This is a genomic window from Algihabitans albus (assembly GCF_003572205.1).
Taxonomy (GTDB): domain Bacteria; phylum Pseudomonadota; class Alphaproteobacteria; order Kiloniellales; family DSM-21159; genus Algihabitans; species Algihabitans albus.
Genome location: NZ_QXNY01000010.1, coordinates 101268 through 119285 on the forward strand (window position 1 = coordinate 101268; position 18018 = coordinate 119285).

Here is an 18018-nt window from a genome sequence, read left to right on the forward strand (position 1 = left end):
TCGCCGAAACCGACGCCCTGGGATACGAGAAACCGCTTGCCATAATGCACGCGTCGCTGAAGGCTGGAGGTTCGTTGCCTTCTGAAAACGCTGCAGGATCGCTTTTTTTGGCACAGACCGACGGCACTCTCCTCTCCGCCTACGACTCCGACGGATACTACTGCGAGATCTACGGCCTCCCCGGACAACCGCTCGTCGAAACGGAACAGACGCGCCGGCGTCTCGACCGTATTTCTCTCGACCAGTTGCGGACGCGCTCGGCCGACGCGGAGCGCGAACTCTACAACTTCGGCATCACCTTCACCGTCTATACGCAAAAGGACGCCGTCGATCGCATCTTGCCGTTCGACGTCATTCCACGCGTCATTTCGGCGGCGGACTGGAAGACGATCGAAACCGGCGTCAAGCAACGCGTGGCCGTGATCAACACCTTCTTGCGGGACATCTACGGAGCGGGCAAGGCGATCACGGACGGCGTCATCCCCGGTGAGCTGATCTACAGCAATCCCAACTATCGGCCGGAGATGGAGGGCTTCACGCCGCCGCTCGGTACTTACGCGCATATCGACGGAACCGATATCGTACGCGATCAGCAAGGCGCGTTCCGTGTCCTGGAGGACAACGCACGTACACCCTCCGGCGTGTCCTACGTGGTCGAGAACCGTCATCTCATGCAGCGCGCCTTCCCGGACCTGATGGCCGGCGTCGGGATCCGGCCCGTCTCCAACTACGGCGACAAACTGCACGAAGCGCTGGCGGCGCTGGCGCCGAAGGAAGTCCTCGATCCGCAGGTCGCCCTTCTGTCACCCGGCGTTTTCAACTCCGCCTACTTCGAGCATATCTTCCTGGCGCGAGAGATGGGGGTCCCCCTCGTCGAGGGGCGCGATCTGGTCGTTCAGCCGAACGATCAGGTCTTCATGAAGACCGTTTCCGGCTACAAACCCGTGCATGTCATCTACCGGCGGATCAACGACGACTTCCTGGATCCGCAAGCCTTCAATCCGGAGTCGATGCTCGGTGTGCCCGGTCTCTTCGCCGCCTACCGCAAGGGCACGGTCGCACTGGCCAATGCGGTGGGGACCGGCGTGGCCGACGACAAGGCCGTCTACGCCTACATGCCGCGGCTGATCAAATACTACCTCGACGAAGACCCGATTCTCGCGAACGTCGAGACGCACATCTGCCGGGAACCGCAGGCCTTGCAGTACACCTTGGACCATCTGGACGAGCTGGTGGTCAAACCGGTCGGCGAGGCCGGCGGCTACGGCATCACGGTCGGTCCGCGCGCAACGCAAGAAGAGATCGAAGCCTGCCGCGCTGGACTGCTCGCCGATCCCGCCAACTACATCAGCCAGCCGATGGTCCGCCTGTCGGTCTGCCCGACGCTGACCGAGGAGGGCGTCGCCCCGCGGCACGTCGATCTGCGCCCCTTCGCAATCACCGGAGAGTCGACCTGGGTCCTGCCGGGCGGATTGACCCGCGTGGCGCTGCGCAAGGGGTCCATCGTGGTCAACTCCTCCCAGGGCGGCGGCAGCAAAGATACCTGGGTGTTGGAGTAATCTGCAGGCCATGACCACCTACTCCCTGCTGTCTCGCTACGCCGAGGCTATTTTCTGGATGGCACGCTACGTCGAGCGCGCCGAGAATCTCGCGCGCATTCTGGATGTGCACGAAAGCTTCAGCCGGGACATGCGCGGCGGCCAGAACTGGGGCGCCATCGTCCAGCTCTACGCCGACGAAGAGCCCTTTGCGGAGCGTCACGACGAGGCCAGCACCGAGGCCGTGCTGGAGTTCTACATTCTGGACGAGGCGCACTCCGGCTCCATCGTTCAACTGGTCAAATCAGCCCGAGAGAACGCCCGCAGTCTCCGCCCGCTGATTTCGACGGAGATGTGGATCAATCTGAACACCTTCTACAACCGGATGCGGGCGCTCCGGCCGGAAGACGTCGCGGAGGAGCGGATCGCCAGGCTCTGCGGTGCCATCAAGGAAAGCTGCCAGAGTCATACGGGCATCACCGAAGGCACTTTCTACCGCGACGAGGGCTGGTACTTCTATCAGCTCGGGCGTTTGATCGAGCGCGCCGACCAGACCACCCGCCTGGTGGACGTCAAATACCACCTGCTGCTGCCCAGTCCCGAGGATCTGGGAAGCAATCTGGATATCCGTCAGTGGAACGCGCTGCTGCGTTCGGCGGCTGGCTACCACGCTTTCCGGCGGGTTCATCCGTCGGGCATGAGTCCCGCCAAGGCCTCCGGCTTTCTGCTCCTCAATCCGCTGTTTCCCCGCTCGGTCGCAGCCTGCATCGCCTCGATGGACTCGACCCTGAACAATCTGCGCGCGCTTTACCGTCTGCGCGGCGGAGCGGATGCCCTGGAGGTTCTGGACGAACTGCGCGCCGTCTATCACGACCGCTCGATCGACAGCATTCTGGAGCGCGGTCTTCACGAACTCCTGGATTGGACGCAGCTTCGACTCATCGACGTCGGCGCCGCCTTGGGGCATGATTTCTTCGGCTACGAGCCGGAGCAAGCTCAAGCTCAGGATCTCTAGCGCCGATCGCAGTCCGGTCTCGCCTGCCTGCATGATCGGCTGGGCAGCGGCAAGAGGAAGACTTATTTAGAGGTCATGCCGAACGAGGCCTTCGATACCGGGTTGGATGCGCTCACCGCTTCGGCGTTCGAGCCATCCCGACGCAAGCAGATCCCGCGGCCGGAGCTTGCGGCGCCCTGCAATGCCCTCTTCGTTCTGCGTGAGACGCCCTGCCCCTACCTGCCGGGTCGGTTCGAGCGAAAACTCGTCGCGGAGCTGCCGCCAAACGACACGGCCTTCTATACGGAGTTGAGCCGCGCCGGTTTTCGGCGGTCCCACCGCTTTGCCTATCGGCCGGCCTGCAGCGGCTGCGAGGCTTGCGTTCCCGTGCGTATTCCCGTCGCGCGCTTTCGACCCAGCCGGTCGCAGAAACGCATTGCCCGGCGAAACGCCGACCTGACCGTCTGGAGCCGCGCCGCCAAGGCCGACGTCGAGCAGTACGAGCTCTTCCTGGCCTATCTACAGGCGCGCCATAGCGGTGGCGAGATGGCCAGCATGGCCTATGCCGACTACCGCGCCATGATCGAAGACACGGTGCTGCAGAGCCGGATGATCGAGCTGCGCGATGGTGAAAACCGTCTGCGGGCGGCTTGTCTCGTCGATTGGCTGGAAGACGGCCCGTCCGCCGTCTACAGCTTTTTCGACCCCTCCGAACCCGACCGGTCGCTCGGGACCGAAATCATCCTGCGCCTCGTCCGGGAAACCCGCAGCCGGGAGCTCCCGGTTGTATATTTGGGCTACTGGATCGCGAACTCGCCGAAGATGGCTTACAAGGCACGGTTTAGGCCCCTCGAAGCGCTCGGGCCGGACGGCTGGCGATTACTGCCCGACACCACGTCGCACGAGGAGTAGAGCGCGCTTTCGCTCCGGGCGCACCAGTCGCCCAATTTGTTGCGAGTTCGGGCGGCAGCCCGTAAGGTCCCAGCCACTGAGGCTTCCAGCGGCATGCTGGTGTGCCGCTTCGGGTGCGGATCGCCAGAACGGCGAGCGTAGGATCTACGACAGGGTTGACGTAACACAGGGAGGAGTAAAAGAGATGCAGCGCCGTAAGTTTTTGAAGGGCGCCGGGGTCGCCGGTGTTGCCGCTGTGGGCGCAGCGGCGGGTGCGTTCCCCACGCCTGCGATCTCGCAGGATATGCGCGAACTGCGCATGGTCACGACCTGGCCGAAGAACTTTCCCGGCTTAGGTACGGGCGCCCAGCGCCTGGCCGACCGGATCACGGCCACCACGGACGGACGGATCACGGTAAAGCTCTTCGCGGCCGGTGAACTGGTCCCGCCCTTCGAGTCCTTTGACGCGGTCTCCGAAGGCACGGCCGACCTCTTCCACGGTGCCTCTTACTATTGGCAGGGCAAGTCGAAAGGCTTCAACTTCTTCACCGCCGTGCCGATGGGCCTGACCTACACGGAAATGAACGCTTGGCTTTACCACGCCGGCGGTCACGACCTCTGGGTGGAACTGGCCAGCGACTTCAACCTGATGCCCTTCCCGGCCGGCTCCACCGGTTCTCAGATGGGCGGCTGGTTCCGTCAGGAAGTCAATTCGGTCGAGGACTTCAACGGTCTGAAGTTCCGCATGCCGGGTGCCGGTGGCGAGGTGTTGCGCCAGCTCGGCGCCGCCGTCGTCAACCTGCCGGGCGGTGAGATCTTCCCGGCCCTGCAGTCCGGCGCGATCGACGCGACGGAGTGGGTCGGCCCCTGGAACGACCTGGCGTTCGGCTTCTACCGGGTCGCCAGCTATTACTACTATCCGGGCTTCCACGAGCCGGGCTCGACGCTGGAGTGCACCTTCAACCTCGACGTCTGGAACTCCTTCTCGGAGAGCGATCAGGCGCTCATCGCCGCCTGTTGCGCCGCCGAGAACGACATCATGATGGCCGAGTTCAACGCACGGAACGGCGACGCTCTCAGCACCTTGGTGACCGAGCACGGCGTCAACCTGCGCCAGTTCAATCAGGATATCTTCGACGCCTTCGCAGCGGCCTCGGTCGATGTCCTGGCCGACATGGCGGCGGAGTCCGGTATGGTCGACCGGATCTACACCTCCTATACGGACTTCAAGCAGAAGGCGATGGACTGGACGGCCCTGTCCGACCAGAGCTATGCCGATATGCGCCGGATCGCGACTGAAAACCTCTAAGCTTTACCGGAGCTTCGATTTCAGGCGGCCCGCTCTCCTCCGGAGGGCGGGCCATTCTGTTTTTTCGTCACATAAGGCGGCGGTTTCAGCTATACAGACGCCGCTTCACATCCGAGACGGGATAAAACCCGCAAGAATAAAGTCAGAAGCGAGACAAGTTTGGGGGTGGCGGGCTGAGGCGTTGCGGCGTCACGGTCAGTCGGCGAGTCTCGCACAGAGAATAAAGTACAGGGAACGTTGGGACTCGACATGTCGGTTTCAGCCCAAAGCGGGTCCGGCAGCGCCGCGACCCGGCCGCCGGTCCTATCGGCAGCGGCGCTCATCCTGCTGTTCTTTCTGCCGTGGGTGCAGTGGACGATCGCAGGCGAGGAGCGAAGACTCGCCGGTTACGAGGTCTTGATCGAAGGCTTCCGAGCCCCGGCACTCAGCCGCGAGGTCGCCGAAGCTGCCATAGCCAGACAGGAGGCCGCGCTCGCCGAAGCGATCGAGCGGGCGCAGGAACGCGCCGACGAAGCACGTGCCGAAGCGGACGAGGCCGAGGCCGAAGCAGCCGCCGATGCCGGCGACGAGCGTCTTCGAAGCCGTGCCGAACGCCGCGTCAGCAGTGCCGAACGGGCCGAAGAGCGGATCGCCGCTGCCGAACTCCAACTAGAGAGCTACCGGCAGACCGACCACCAGCTCTGGACGCACAGCCTGTTCCTTATCTATCCGCTGCTGCTGTTGCTGCTGCCCATCGGCGCCCTCGGCGCCGTGATACTTGGAGTCATGGGGCGGTCCAGCGAGCTTTTCGCGCTCGCCGCCGCCGCCGGCGGAGTCTGGGCGCTGATGGCGCCGCATCTCTGGTTCGGCATGGGCGTCGTCTTCGGACTGACGCCCTTCGGTATCCTCGTTTTTCTCATCAGCCTCGCCTTGATCCCGGCCGCCCTCGGCCTGGAGCGCACGGCCGAGGCGATCGACCGGGTCAACTATCATATCGGCACCACCGTCGCCTGGCTGGCGCTTTTCATGGTGCTGGTTCAGTTCGCTCTGGTGCTGATGCGCTACATCTTCGGCATCGGTTCGATCATGACCCAAGAGTCGCTGATCTACGCCCACGGCGCGCTTTTCATGATTGCCGCCGGCTATACCCTGCTGGTCGGCGGCCATGTCCGCGTGGACATCTTCTATCGCGAGGCGGAGCCGCGAAAAAAGGCCTGGGTCGATCTGCTCGGCGTGACGTTCCTGCTGATCCCCGTGTGCCTGCTGATCTGGCGCTATTCCCTGCCCTACGTCCTCAGTTCCTGGGCCGTGCTCGAAGGCTCGCGGGAAACCAGCGGCATTCAGGGCGTCTACCTGCTGAAGACCTGCATTCTGGTGTTCGTCGTGCTGATGATTCTTCAAGGTCTCTCCCTCGCCTTCCGGTCCATCCTGGTGCTCGCCGGTCTCCGCAAGACGGCAGGCACCGCCACGGCCGGAGGGCACTGACCGATGGCAGAAATCCTCGATCTCCTGATGTTCATCACCGTCTGCGCGGTGCTGCTGTCGGGTTTTCCCGTTGCCTTCACGCTGGCCGGTACGGCGCTGATCTTCGGCATGCTGGGCTTCGCCTTCGGGGTCTTCGAGCCGAACACCTTCTTCGGTGCGATGCCCCAGCGCATCTTCGGCGTGATGACCAACGAGGTGCTGATCGCCGTCCCGCTCTTCGTCTTCATGGGCGTTATGCTGGAGCGCTCCAAGGTCGCCGAAGAGCTGCTCGAGAACATGGGCCGGCTGTTCGGGACCCTGCGCGGCGGTCTCGGCATCTCCGTGTCGGTGGTCGGCATGCTGCTCGCCGCCTCGACCGGCATCGTGGGCGCGACGGTCGTCACCATGGGCCTGCTGAGCCTGCCCACCATGCTGCGCAACGGCTACGATCCGAAGCTCGCCTGCGGCTCCATCTGTGCGGCCGGGACGCTTGGTCAGATCATCCCGCCCTCCATCGTGCTGGTGCTGCTGGGCGACGTGATCTCCAACGCCTATCAGCAAACCCAGCTTTCGATGGGCAACTTCTCGCCCGAGACCGTTTCGGTCGGCGACCTCTTCGCCGGCGCCCTGCTGCCGGGCCTGATGCTGGTCGGACTCTACATCTCCTATCAGTTCGTCAAGGCGCTGATCGATCCGGAGTCGTCTCCGGCGCTACCCTACGACGAGCGCCGGCGGGACATGAGCCAGGGTCAGATTCTGGCCCGGGTCCTGCACGCCCTGCTGCCGCCGGTCATCCTGATCATCGCCGTGCTCGGCTCGATCCTGGCCGGTATCGCCAGCCCTACGGAAGCAGCCGGCGTCGGTGCCGTCGGCGCTCTGATGCTGGCCGGCCTGCGTCTGGACGAGAAGCGCGGCCTAGCGATCTACCTGTCGGGGGCCTGCCTGATCGCCTTGCTGGTGCTGACGGGCTATGCCGATCTGCGGGTCACGCGGCAAGTGATCCCCACTCAGGACCTGGTGCTGATCGGCCTCGCCGTCCTACTGACCCTCGGGCTCGCCTATGGAGTGGTCGTCAGCCTGCTGCGGGTTCTGCGCAACGGCGTGTTGCGCGACGTGATGCGAGGTACCACGCAGGTCTCCGCCATGGTCTTCGTGATCCTGATCGGTGCCGCGCTCTTCAGCCTCGTCTTCCGTGGCCTGGGCGGCGAGGAGATGGTGCACGAGTTCCTGACCGGGATGCCCGGCGGTGTCTGGGGCGCCATCGCCACGGTGATGGTCGTCATGTTCATTATGGGCTTCTTCCTCGACTTCATCGAGATCACCTTCGTCGTGGTCCCGATCGTCGCGCCGGTACTATTCATCTTCGGCGTCGATCCCGTCTGGCTCGGCGTGCTGATCGCGGTAAACCTGCAGACTTCCTTCCTGACGCCGCCCTTCGGCTTCGCGCTCTTCTATCTGCGCGGCGTCGCGCCGCCCGAGATCCAGACCATGGAGATCTATCGGGGCGTGATTCCCTTCGTGATGATCCAGATCGTCGCGCTCTTCATCCTCGCCAGCTTCCCGGGCCTGGCCACCTGGTTCCCGAGCGTGGTCTTCGGATAGCAGGCCGAGCCGGGTCGCCGTCCAACAGACCGTAACGCGGCGGATGTCTCAGTCGAAGCGACCGTGTTTCGGGAAGCCGCTGGGCGGCAGGCGGCCGGCCTGGGCGCGCTTGCCGAGAAACTCGCGCAGATCGAAGGTGCGGCTGCGTTCCGGACCCAGGCGGACCTCCAGCCCCTCCTCCAGGCGGAAGGCTTTGGCGTCCTTGAGCCCGCCGTCGCGGTATTTCTGCAGGGTCACGCCGCGCCCGCGCGTCATCTCCGGCAGTTCGGTCAGCGGAAAGGCCAGCAGCTTGCGGTTTTCACCGATCACGGCCAAATGGTCGGCCCCCTCCGGCAGTGGGCGCAGCACCTGCGCCTCGGCGCCTTCGCCCAGATTCAGAAGCTGCTTGCCGTTCTTGGTCTGAGCGACCAGTTCGTCTTCCGGCACGACGAACCCACGCCCGTCGGAGGCGGCCACCAACAGCTTGCGTCCCGGCTTGTGCACCAGAACCGCGAGCAGGTCCTGATCGTTGGGCAGGTCGATCATCAGACGCAGCGGTTCGCCGAAGCCCCGCCCACCCGGTAGCTTGTCGGCACCGAGCGTGTAGATGCGGCCGTTGGTGGCGAAGACCAGCAGCTTGTCGGTGGTCTGGCAGGGGACGGCGTAACGCGCCTTGTCGCCTTCCTTGTACTTGGCATCGGCGGCGGCCGTCCCGTGCCCCTTCATGGCGCGGATCCAACCCTTGGCCGAGAGCAGCACCGTCACGGGTTCGCGCTCGATCACCGCCTCCAGCGGCATCACGACGGCCATCGGCGGCTCGGCGATGTCGGTGCGGCGGCGCCCCAGCTCGGTATCGGGCGCGAACTCCTTCTTGAGGTCCTTGAACTCCCGCTCCAGCAGCTTGAAGCGCCGCGGCTCGTCCTCCAGGAGGGCGTTCAGGTCAGCCTGTTCCTCAGCGAGTTGCGCATGCTCCTTGCGGATCTCCATCTCTTCCAGCTTGCGCAGGGCGCGCAGCCGCATGTTGAGGATCGCCTCGGCCTGGTCCTCGTTCAGCTCGAAGCGTCGGATCAGCGCCGCCTTGGGCTCGTCCTCCTCGCGGATGATGCGGATCACCTCGTCCAGATTGAGGTAGGCGACCAGATAGCCCGCCAGCACGTCCAGGCGCTTGGCGATGCGCTCCAGCCGATGCCGGCTGCGGCGCTGCAGCACCTCGTGGCGATGGTCGATGTAGGCCTGCAAGGCCTCGCGCAGGGACAGCACGCGCGGCGTCTGATCGCCGTCGAGAACATTCAGGTTCAGCGGAACCCGCACCTCCAGATCGGTCTGGCGGAACAGGGACTCCATCAAGACCTCGGGTTCGACGTTGCGACTGCGCGGCTCCAGCACCAGGCGCACGTCCTCGGTCGACTCGTCGCGGATATCGGCCAGCATCACCAGCTTCTTCTGATTCAGCAGTTCGGCGACCCGCTCGATCAGCTTCGCCTTGCCGACCTGATAGGGGATCTCCGTCACCACGACCTGATAGGTGCCGCCCTTCTGGCGCTCGACCTCCCAACGGGCGCGCAGACGGAAGCTGCCGCGGCCGGTTCGGTAGGCCTCGACGATGGACTCGCGCGGCTCGACCAGCAGGCCGCCGGTCGGAAAGTCGGGCCCCTGCACCTTTTCCACCAGGGTTTCGACGCCGGCCCCCGGATGCCGAACCAGATGAATCAGGGCATCGGCCAGTTCCGACACGTTGTGCGGCGGGATCGAGGTGGCCATGCCGACGGCGATGCCCTGGGCCCCGTTCGCCAGCAGGTTGGGGAAGTTGGCCGGCAGCACCACCGGCTCCTGCGCTTCACCGTCGTAGGTGGCGCGGAAGTCGACCGCCGCCTCGTCGATGCCCTCGAGCAGCCGGGCCGCGACCGCCGTCAGCCGCGCCTCGGTGTATCGCATGGCCGCCGCGTTATCGCCATCGATGTTGCCGAAGTTGCCCTGCCCGTCAATCAGCGGATAGCGCAGCGCGAAGTCCTGGGCGAGCCGCACCAGGGCGTCATAAATCGACTGGTCGCCGTGCGGGTGATACTTGCCGATCACGTCGCCGACCACGCGCGCCGACTTCTTGAAGGGGGTGTCGGGGTTCAGCCGCAGCTCGCGCATGGCGTAGAGCAAGCGGCGGTGCACCGGCTTCAGGCCGTCGCGCACGTCGGGCAGCGAGCGGCTCATGATGGTCGAGAGCGCGTAGGCCAGATAGCGCTCGCTGAGCGCCTCGACCAGGCGCACTTCGCGCACCTCGCCGGACTCGGCGGTGGACTGGGGGGGCATCGGCAACCTCGTGTCTAGAGCCTGTTGTGATCCTATGGAACCGCAAGGCGGTTTCCCCGATCAGAAGAAACAGTCTCCAACTATCTGACTCTGGACCAGACCTCACGCGATCGCCGGAACCGTGGAGTGGTTACGAGTGATCCCTATCCGGTCTAGACGCTAGTCATCGTAGGCGCAGGGCGTGTCGACCACAAGATGGAGGACCGAGCGGCAGGCCCTCTAGCGGTGGAAAAGTCCCTCCCAACCGGCGGAGATCGCTTGAGACGGAGCAGTCCTTCCCGCCCCTACAGCGGTAGGTTGTCGTGCTTCTTCCAGGGGTCGGCGACTTGCTTGTTCTCGAGCAGCTTGAGGGCGCCGCAGATCCGCTTACGGGTGCCGTGGGGCATGATCACGTCGTCGATGAAGCCGCGCGAGGCCGCCACGAAGGGATTGGCGAAGAGCTTGCGGTACTCCTCGGTGCGCTGCTCGATCTTCTCCGGCTCGCCGGCGTCGGCCCGAAAGATGATCTCCACCGCCCCCTTCGGCCCCATCACGGCGATCTCGGCCGAAGGCCAGGCATAGCTGATGTCGCCGCGCAGATGCTTGGAGCTCATCACGTCGTAGGCGCCGCCGTAGGCCTTGCGGGTGATCACGGTGACCTTGGGCACGGTGGCCTGGGTGAAGGCGAACAGCAGCTTGGCGCCATGCTTGATGATGCCACCGTATTCCTGGCTGGTGCCGGGCAGGAAGCCGGGCACGTCGACGAAAGTCACGATGGGGATGTTGAAGCAGTCGCAGAAGCGCACGAAGCGGGCCGCCTTGCGGGAGGAGTCGATGTCGAGGCAGCCGGCCAGCACCATCGGCTGGTTCGCGACGATGCCGACCGGCCGGCCGTCCATCCGCGCGAAGCCGGTGATGATGTTCGCGGCGTAGGCCGGCTGCAGCTCGAAGAACTCGCCCTCGTCCACGACCTTGAGGATCAATTCCTTCATGTCGTAGGGCTTGTTCGCGCTCGGCGGCACCAGAGTGTCGAGGGAGTCGTCCTGGCGATCCGCCGGATCGCGCGTTTCGCGGATCGGCGGCTTCTCGCGGTTATTCAGCGGGAGGAACCCGTAGAAGCGGCGCAGTTCCAGCAGCGCTTCCACGTCATTCTCGAAAGCGACATCGGCCACCCCCGACTTGGTCGTGTGGGTGATGGCGCCGCCCAGTTCCTCCTGGGTCACGGTCTCGTGGGTGACGGTCTTCACCACCTCGGGACCGGTGACGAACATGTAGGAGGTGTCCTTCACCATGAAAATGAAGTCGGTCATGGCCGGGGAATAGACGGCTCCGCCGGCACAGGGCCCCATGATCATGGAGATCTGCGGCACCACGCCGGAGGCCACCACATTCGCGACGAAGACCTCCGCGTAGCCGGCCAAGCTGTCGACACCCTCCTGAATGCGCGCGCCGCCGGAATCGTTGAGACCGATCACCGGCGCCCCGACCTCTAGGGCCTTGTCCATGATCTTGCGGATCTTCATGGCATGGGTCTCCGACAGGGACCCGCCGAAAACCGTGAAATCCTGGCTGAAGACGAAGACCAGTCTGCCCTCGATGGTGCCATGACCGGTCACCACACCGTCTCCGGCCACCCGCTGCTCGGCCATGCCGAACTCGTTGCAGCGGTGCTCGACGAACATGTCCCACTCCTCGAAGGAGCCTTCGTCGAGCAACACCTCGAGCCGCTCGCGCGCGGTCAGCTTCCCCTTCGCATGCTGGGCATCGATGCGGCGTTGACCACCGCCCAAGTGCGCCTGAGCGCGCCGCCGCTCCAACTCCTGGAGAATCTCCTGCATGCCCGCGCCCCGCTGCTGTGAGTCCAACCCATGACAGTCCCGCGACGGGGATAGCACCGTCGGCGGAATTTCACCAGCTTCGCTTCCGAAGCCTTATCGCAAAGCCAATGTTATATCTGAAGAATTTTTAATAAAAATTTGATATTGCTTTATATTTTTATTTGGTAGGAGCGATTTAAGGGATCGGTTCCACAATACTCCGGTCAGCGCCCAGGAGGTCGACGAAACGGCGGGCCACCGCCAGGTCCGACTTGACGCTCGCGCGCCTCTGGGTGGCTTGCGGGTCGTCGCCCCAGCGCTCAAGACAGTAGCTCTCATCGAGTTCGGCCGCCGCGAAGGCCTCCTCCGGCAAAAGGCGCCGTTCTACGAGCGCCAAGCCGACGACAAGCGAACCGGCCGCCCGGACCGCCGTCGCCAGAGCGGTCAGGACGAAGGGGTCGTAGCGCGAAACGGCCTCTTGCAAGGCCGCCAGGCTCGAGGCCGGTTGTTGTCGGTACAGGATCCCGGTCGCCAGGACGAGCCGCGCTCCATAGGTACCCTCGGCCCAGTCGAGCAGCGGCTGCCAGACTGCGGCTTGCCGCTGCACCAAGTCGGCCGGCCGTTCGGCGCGGTAGCAAAGAAGCTCCGTATCCGCGAAGCCGACGAGTTCCTCAACCACCTGGGCCGACTGGCTGGCGGCCAGGTCGATGGCCGTGCAGGCGATCTGCGTCAGCGGCATGGAGGCCGGACGGATCCGTTCCTCCTGCGCGCTCCATTCCTCGGACAGAGCCGCCGCCAGACCCTCGCTCGGCAAGACCAGAAGCGCGGCACCGGGCGTGCGGAGCGGCCGACCGTCGAGCAGGACGCCGAAGCCCTCCTCCATAGGAGAAGCTTCGGCAGAACTATAAAAACGCTTCATAACAGTATGATTTTACGAACTTCCTAGTTGTCGAACAGATTCCGCAGACGGTCGACGCCTTCTTCGATGGCCTCGCCGGCGCCCTCGGCACCATCCCGCAGGGCATCGCCCGCGCCCTCGACCGCCTCCGGCACCGCCGCGCCGCCGGTGGGTTCGCCTCCGGCTTCCGCCTGCGCGTCTGGATCCAGGGCCGTCAGGCAAGGATTCTCCGCAGCCTGATCCCCGCCGCCAACGACCGATCCTCCGGCCACGGCGCCAAGGACGGCGAGCGGATTGGCGATGGTCGCCGCGGCTCCGGCAACGCCTCGCAAGGCACCGACCGGATCGGGAACGACGCTGGGGTTCTTCATGGTCCCCTGGACCCGGAAGGGAATCGCCAGCGATACCAGCGACGGAACCCGCGAAGCCGTATCGAAGGTCAGATCGAGCTCTTCGCTCCGCAGATCGACGTTACCGCCACCCGCCAGTGAAAAGCTGGCGGTGTCGAGCACCATCGCCCGGCTCTCGGCAAGGCCGTCGGTGATTTCGAAGCGGCTGACGATGCAGTTGAGGGCGGTCGTATCCTCGCCCCCGAGCAGCGGCCCCAAGACCTGCGTGAAGCCGGCACCCAGAATGGCCAGCAGACGGTTGCTGATGCGCCCGCCCTCGTTGACGAGGTCCGTCGTGCCATTGAGGCTGCTGGCAATCGCCCGGGGGCTGGCGCCGCTCCCGGTCAGATCGATGCGGATGTCCATGGTGCCCTGGACATCCTCGGTGATGCCCTGATCGTTCAGCATCTGGCCGAAATCCAGCTCGTCGACCGTGATTTGAGTCGCGAGCCGCGGCGTCTCTCCGGAGGCATCGAGTCCGACTTGGCCCTCCATCCGGCTCTGCTGATATCCGGCCTGCAGTGGGGCAATCTGCAGGTTGCCGCCGTCGAGGGTCACGCCAACCGTGACATCCGTGATTTCCAGGCCGGGATCGAGACGGACAACGCCGGCCGCCACCTGCGCGCTGGCATCGACCGTTCGCAAGACGTCGAGCGGAAGCGGCGTGTCGGGGATCACGTAGGGCGACTCTCCGGCCGGCGCCGGCGCGCCCGCCTCGCCCTCGGCTCCACCAGCGCCCGTGCCATTTTCGGTGCCATCGTCGGTTCCGGCGCCGTCACCCGCCTGAAAGTCCTGCAGGTCGATCACGCTGGAGGTCAGATCGACGGTCACCCGAGGCCGGTCGCCGGAGAGATCGGCACTGAGGCTGCCGCGCATGTCGCTGCCGCCGACCGTGATGTTGAGGTCCTCAAGGCCGTAGCTCTGACCTTCGGTCACGAGACGGCCCTCCAAGCTGAAAGGCCCGAGCGGCGGAAGCTCCGCACCACCGGCCAGCGGGGCGAAAGAATCGAGGCTCTCGCCCTGCAGACTGAGCGTGAGGTCCGGCGCCGGCGCGGACATCGGGGTTCCCACAACGCCGCTGATCGACACTTGGTTGCCCGCGACAGTGCCCGAGATATCGACCGGGAAATCACCACCGGCAAGCACCGCGTCGACAGCCCCGGTGGTCCCGGAAAGCGCGATCTCCGCGCCCTGGAAGGTCGCGGCCAGGTCCAGCTCCTGCCCACCGTCGGCCTGACGCACGACCAGGGACTCCAGATCGAGGGTCAGGGTCTCCTCGGTGACCCCGTCCCGGAAGACCAACTGGCCCTCCTCGATCTCCACCGCGACCACGCGTGGGATCAAAGGCGCCTCGCCGCTCTCGGCCGGCTGATCCGGCGCAGCGGGCTCGGCCTCGGCTGCTGTTCCGGCTTCGGTTCCGGGCGCCGCCGGACCCATCGCCCAATTGCCCTCACCCGCCGGATTGGTCTCGACCAGAATGTCGGGGCGGACGAGAACGATCCGGTTGACCTGCACATCCCCGGACAGCAGCGGGAGCAGAGCCAGCTCGAGCTCGAAACGCTCGAGCGTGACCATCTCCGCCCGGCTGCCCCAATCCGCATTGGACAGGGTGACCTGTTCGACGGCGATTGCCGGCTGCAGACCGATCGCCAGATCGACCGGCCCCGCAATGGTCAGCTGGCGACCCGTCGCCTTCTCGACCTCCGCCTCCGCCCGGGCTTTCAACGCCTCGAGATCGAGCGTGGAGAGATAGATGTAGCCGCCCGCCAGCACCGCGACGAACAGACCGGCCACCGCCAACAGGACGTACTTGATCCTCATGTCACCTTCTCCAACAGATCGTTCAGGGAGGCCGGGAGGTCCACCGGCCGGTCAATGATGACGGCTGCACCGGCCGCCTTCAACTCCGCGGAGCTGTGATAACCCCAAGACACACCAATAGCGAGTATATCCGCATTTTGCGCCATTTCCATGTCGAAGGTGCTGTCTCCGACCATCACCGTGCGCTGCCGTTCGACGCCGCATTCGGCAAGCGCACGCTCGACCATGGCGGGATGAGGTTTGCTCGGCGCCACGTCCGGGGTCTGCAGGGTGGAGAAGAGATGGGTCAGGCCGTGACGATCCAAGGTGTTGCGCAGCCCGCGCAGGTTCTTGCCGGTCGCGATACCCAAATGAACGTCCGGCAGCGCCAGTTCGTTCAGAATCGACGGCACCCCAGGAAACAGCGGCTCCTCGAAGTCGGCGCGCGCACGCATCGCCTGCGCCGCCTCGCGGTAAGCCCTGGTCACTTCGACGACGAGATGCTCCGATCCGTCAGGCAGCAGCCGCTCCAGCGCGAGCTCCAAGGACAGACCGACCACCCGCGCGATCCGCCACTCCTCCGGCAGAGGCAAGCCCTGCGCCCGAAAGGCCGCATGGGTGCAGTGAACGATCCCTGCTCGGCTGTCGACCAATGTCCCATCAAGATCGAAGAGAATAAGATGCCAACTCAATGCCTTAACCCCATGTTTCGATGTCTTGCATCAAATTTGCCGCCTTGGAGTCGTCGGGATCGAAACCGAGCTTCTGCCAAACCGCAAGGCGGTCCGGCGGCAAGGGCGCCTGAACCCGAAGGGTGGTGCCGTCGTCCGGGTGGGGCACCGCCAGCTCGCGGGCATGCAACATAACGGTCTTAGGCACCTGCAGGCGTTCCGGGAAGGCGGCCTTGCCGCCGTATTTACCGTCGCCCAGGATCGGACAGCCGAGCGCCGCACAGTGCACGCGCAGCTGATGCGTACGTCCGGTCAAGGGGTTCAGCAGAAGCCAAGTGATGCCCTTGGCCGCCGCGATCACGGCATAGCGGGTCTCCGCCTGCTTGCCGGCCTCGTCCACCCGCACCTTCTCGCCACCGGGACCGCCGCGCTTGTCGAGCGCCAGGCGAATCAGACCGCGCGCCTTGGGCGGCTTGCCCACGACCAGGGCCCAGTAGAGCTTACGGGCGTCGTCCTGCTTGAAGGCGCCGGTCAGCGCGCGCGCCGCCGCGACCGTGCGCGCGAGCAGCAAGACGCCGGAGGTATCCCGGTCCAGGCGGTGCACCAGACGGGGACGTTCGTCGGCCCCGAAGGTTAGAAGGTCGAGCAGGGCATCCAGGTTCTTCGCCTGTTTCGGCCCACCCTGTACGGCCAGTCCAGCCGGTTTGTTGAGTGCGAGAACCCGGGCATCCCGATGCAGCACGCTGGCCCGCAGCGCTTCGACTTCGGCTTTCGACAGGGACGGCACGGCGGGCTTGGGGGATGCCGCCTCCCCGTCCCGCTCGATGGGGGGAACCCGGATCGCCTGGCCGGCCTCAAGCCGCGTGTTGGCCTTGGCCCGCTTGCCGTCGACCCGGATCTGGCCGGTCCGCAGCAGCTTTTCCAACCGCCCGTGGCCAAGGCCGGGATAGCAGCGCTTGAACCAGCGATCCAAGCGCTGATCGGCCTCGCCGGGCGCAACGATGCGCGTCTCGACCCTACTCATGCCGCCAGCGCCCGAACCAGCCAGAGCCCGAAGAAGAGACCGCCGACCGACAGTAGGATCGAGAGCGCGACGTAGAGAGCCGCCAGACCGATCTCTCCGCGTTCGTAAAGCAGGGCCACATCGAGCGAGAAGGTCGAGAAGGTGGTGAAAGCGCCGAGGAAACCGACCGCAAGGAAAGCCCGGAGCGCGGCGCTCGGCTGCCACAGCGAAGCGGAGATTTCCAGGAGAAGCCCCATCAGAAAGCAGCCGACGACGTTCACGGCCAAGATGCCGTAAGGAAAGCCGCCGCCGGTCAGGTGCATTACCTGCTGCGCCAGGAAATGCCGGGCCAGCGCCCCGAGGGCGCCACCGGCAGCGATCGCCAGAATGAATTGCATCTTGTCGGGTCTGCTTGTCAGGTCTGCGCCGCGGCAGCGCCCTAAGGGAGTGCCCGACGCTGTCCTAGCAGGGAACGACGAGGAGAGCCAGAGCAGCTACCTGCTGGCGAAAGGTCGAACCGGGACGCGGTATGGCCGACGGTCCCGACTCCAAGGGCCGAGGCGACGGAAACAGACGGCGCACGACGGCCCGGTCTGGCAGCCTCAGGAGCGCAGGTCAGGCGGCCGTGGCGGTTCGGATCCCCTTCAGCCAGGCCAGGCTGGCGTCGGTGGTCATCTGATAGACACCCAGACGGCCCAGCTCGCGCAAGGCCTCGTCGCTGGCATCGCAGACCGCATCGGAGCCAACCACCACCCGATAGTCGCGCGCGGAGGCCTCGTAGATCGATGCACGGGTCCCGGTCGGGAAGTTGCAGCCCGTGACGACCAAGGTGGTAACGCCCAGCGCCTCCAGACGCTCCTGCAGCGCCGTGCCGTAGAATGCCCCCCAGCGGGGCTTGTAGAAAACGTACTCCTGGGCCGCGATCTGCTGCATGTCGCCGGCCAAGAGCCCTTCGGCATCCAGGCGAACCGAGGCGTTGGGCTTGATGCAATCCCAAAGCTCGGCGCCCCTTGTGCCCGGCATCAGGACTCTGAGCCCCTCCTCGACGGCACCGCGTCGGCAGAGATCGACGTTGGAGCCGTCCGGCCGGTAGAAGCGAACCCCATGCAGGATCGGCTTGCCGGCCTCCCGAAAGCCCTCGACCAGTCGTTTGATGTTGGGCGTGTTGCCGCCGACACCGCTGGTCCTGATCGGTGAATCGGCCCGCGCGAAATCGCGCTGCAGATCGATGGTCAGGAGGGCGACGTGGTCGCGTTCGAGAACATTGTACTCGGGCATATCGCGAGAAGCGGTCTCTACGTTCGGGTTTCGGGAGCGAGCCCGGCAACGATCCGATGCCGGGTCCGCTTTGTTGCGGTGACAATAAGCTCGCTGTTTTGCGGAACAACCCTACGGAACGCA

14 protein-coding genes are annotated in these 18018 nt (G+C 65.2%); 6 read left to right on the forward strand and 8 right to left on the reverse strand.

What is annotated here, in order from left to right:
• Positions 1 to 107: 107 nt before the first annotated feature.
• The 6 genes from DBZ32_RS20955 (at position 108) to DBZ32_RS20980 (ending at position 7777) form a co-directional block, all read left to right on the forward strand.
• Positions 108 to 1559: a circularly permuted type 2 ATP-grasp protein gene (locus tag DBZ32_RS20955; RefSeq protein ID WP_235830295.1), complete on the forward strand. Its 1452-nt coding sequence runs from the start codon at positions 108 to 110 to the stop codon at positions 1557 to 1559.
• Positions 1560 to 1569: 10 nt separating this feature from the next.
• Entirely contained in the window at positions 1570 to 2553 is a 984-nt protein-coding gene (locus tag DBZ32_RS20960; protein ID WP_119169206.1) for an alpha-E domain-containing protein, read from the forward strand.
• A gap of 75 nt (positions 2554 to 2628) precedes the next feature.
• Complete coding sequence (locus DBZ32_RS20965; protein ID WP_119169207.1) at positions 2629 to 3444, forward strand: arginyltransferase; 816 nt, start codon at positions 2629 to 2631, stop codon at positions 3442 to 3444.
• Between the two features lie 184 nt (positions 3445 to 3628).
• On the forward strand, positions 3629 to 4732 hold the full coding sequence (locus tag DBZ32_RS20970; RefSeq protein ID WP_119169208.1) for a TRAP transporter substrate-binding protein: 1104 nt from the start codon (positions 3629 to 3631) through the stop codon (positions 4730 to 4732).
• 249 nt (positions 4733 to 4981) lie between these two features.
• Entirely contained in the window at positions 4982 to 6196 is a 1215-nt protein-coding gene (locus DBZ32_RS22610; protein ID WP_235830296.1) for a TRAP transporter small permease subunit, read from the forward strand.
• A gap of 3 nt (positions 6197 to 6199) precedes the next feature.
• Positions 6200 to 7777: a TRAP transporter large permease gene (locus DBZ32_RS20980; RefSeq protein WP_119169209.1), complete on the forward strand. Its 1578-nt coding sequence runs from the start codon at positions 6200 to 6202 to the stop codon at positions 7775 to 7777.
• A 48-nt stretch (positions 7778 to 7825) separates the two neighbouring features.
• Here the strand turns inward: DBZ32_RS20980 and parC are convergent, their stop codons facing one another.
• From parC to DBZ32_RS21020, 8 genes are all read right to left on the reverse strand, one after another.
• Positions 7826 to 10060 (reverse strand): DNA topoisomerase IV subunit A, encoded by a 2235-nt coding sequence (parC, locus tag DBZ32_RS20985; protein WP_119169210.1) that lies wholly within the window; start codon positions 10058 to 10060, stop codon positions 7826 to 7828.
• 284 nt (positions 10061 to 10344) lie between these two features.
• Positions 10345 to 11877: an acyl-CoA carboxylase subunit beta gene (locus DBZ32_RS20990; protein ID WP_119169211.1), complete on the reverse strand. Its 1533-nt coding sequence runs from the start codon at positions 11875 to 11877 to the stop codon at positions 10345 to 10347.
• A 175-nt stretch (positions 11878 to 12052) separates the two neighbouring features.
• Positions 12053 to 12775, reverse strand: coding sequence for an ATP12 family chaperone protein (locus DBZ32_RS20995; RefSeq protein WP_119169212.1), 723 nt, complete (start codon positions 12773 to 12775; stop codon positions 12053 to 12055).
• 23 nt (positions 12776 to 12798) lie between these two features.
• Positions 12799 to 14964, reverse strand: coding sequence for an AsmA family protein (locus tag DBZ32_RS21000; protein WP_119169213.1), 2166 nt, complete (start codon positions 14962 to 14964; stop codon positions 12799 to 12801).
• On the reverse strand, positions 14961 to 15635 hold the full coding sequence (locus DBZ32_RS21005) for an HAD-IA family hydrolase (protein ID WP_119169214.1): 675 nt from the start codon (positions 15633 to 15635) through the stop codon (positions 14961 to 14963). The genes DBZ32_RS21000 and DBZ32_RS21005 overlap by 4 nt, the downstream gene beginning before the upstream one ends.
• Positions 15636 to 15639: 4 nt before the next feature.
• The gene (locus DBZ32_RS21010; protein ID WP_119169215.1) at positions 15640 to 16638 is read right to left on the reverse strand and encodes an RluA family pseudouridine synthase; all 999 of its coding nucleotides are present in this window, start codon (positions 16636 to 16638) and stop codon (positions 15640 to 15642) included.
• Positions 16635 to 17015 carry a fluoride efflux transporter CrcB gene (gene crcB / locus DBZ32_RS21015; protein ID WP_119169216.1) on the reverse strand — a complete coding sequence of 127 codons (381 nt, stop codon included), beginning with the start codon at positions 17013 to 17015 and terminating at the stop codon, positions 16635 to 16637. Before crcB ends, DBZ32_RS21010 begins: the two co-directional genes overlap by 4 nt.
• 217 nt (positions 17016 to 17232) lie before the next feature.
• Complete coding sequence (locus DBZ32_RS21020) at positions 17233 to 17895, reverse strand: cysteine hydrolase family protein (protein ID WP_119169217.1); 663 nt, start codon at positions 17893 to 17895, stop codon at positions 17233 to 17235.
• Positions 17896 to 18018: the final 123 nt, after the last annotated feature.

Coding starts and splice junctions, on each gene's coding strand:
- DBZ32_RS22610 (WP_235830296.1), top strand. CDS start 4,982: ATGTCGGTTTCAGCCCAAAGCGGGTCCGGCAGCGCCGCGACCCGGCCG.
- DBZ32_RS20965 (WP_119169207.1), top strand. CDS start 2,629: ATGCCGAACGAGGCCTTCGATACCGGGTTGGATGCGCTCACCGCTTCG.
- DBZ32_RS20995 (WP_119169212.1), bottom strand. CDS start 12,775: ATGAAGCGTTTTTATAGTTCTGCCGAAGCTTCTCCTATGGAGGAGGGC.
- DBZ32_RS21000 (WP_119169213.1), bottom strand. CDS start 14,964: ATGAGGATCAAGTACGTCCTGTTGGCGGTGGCCGGTCTGTTCGTCGCG.
- DBZ32_RS20990 (WP_119169211.1), bottom strand. CDS start 11,877: ATGCAGGAGATTCTCCAGGAGTTGGAGCGGCGGCGCGCTCAGGCGCAC.
- DBZ32_RS20960 (WP_119169206.1), top strand. CDS start 1,570: ATGACCACCTACTCCCTGCTGTCTCGCTACGCCGAGGCTATTTTCTGG.
- parC (WP_119169210.1), bottom strand. CDS start 10,060: ATGCCCCCCCAGTCCACCGCCGAGTCCGGCGAGGTGCGCGAAGTGCGC.
- DBZ32_RS20970 (WP_119169208.1), top strand. CDS start 3,629: ATGCAGCGCCGTAAGTTTTTGAAGGGCGCCGGGGTCGCCGGTGTTGCC.
- DBZ32_RS21020 (WP_119169217.1), bottom strand. CDS start 17,895: ATGCCCGAGTACAATGTTCTCGAACGCGACCACGTCGCCCTCCTGACC.
- crcB (WP_119169216.1), bottom strand. CDS start 17,015: ATGCAATTCATTCTGGCGATCGCTGCCGGTGGCGCCCTCGGGGCGCTG.
- DBZ32_RS21010 (WP_119169215.1), bottom strand. CDS start 16,638: ATGAGTAGGGTCGAGACGCGCATCGTTGCGCCCGGCGAGGCCGATCAG.
- DBZ32_RS20980 (WP_119169209.1), top strand. CDS start 6,200: ATGGCAGAAATCCTCGATCTCCTGATGTTCATCACCGTCTGCGCGGTG.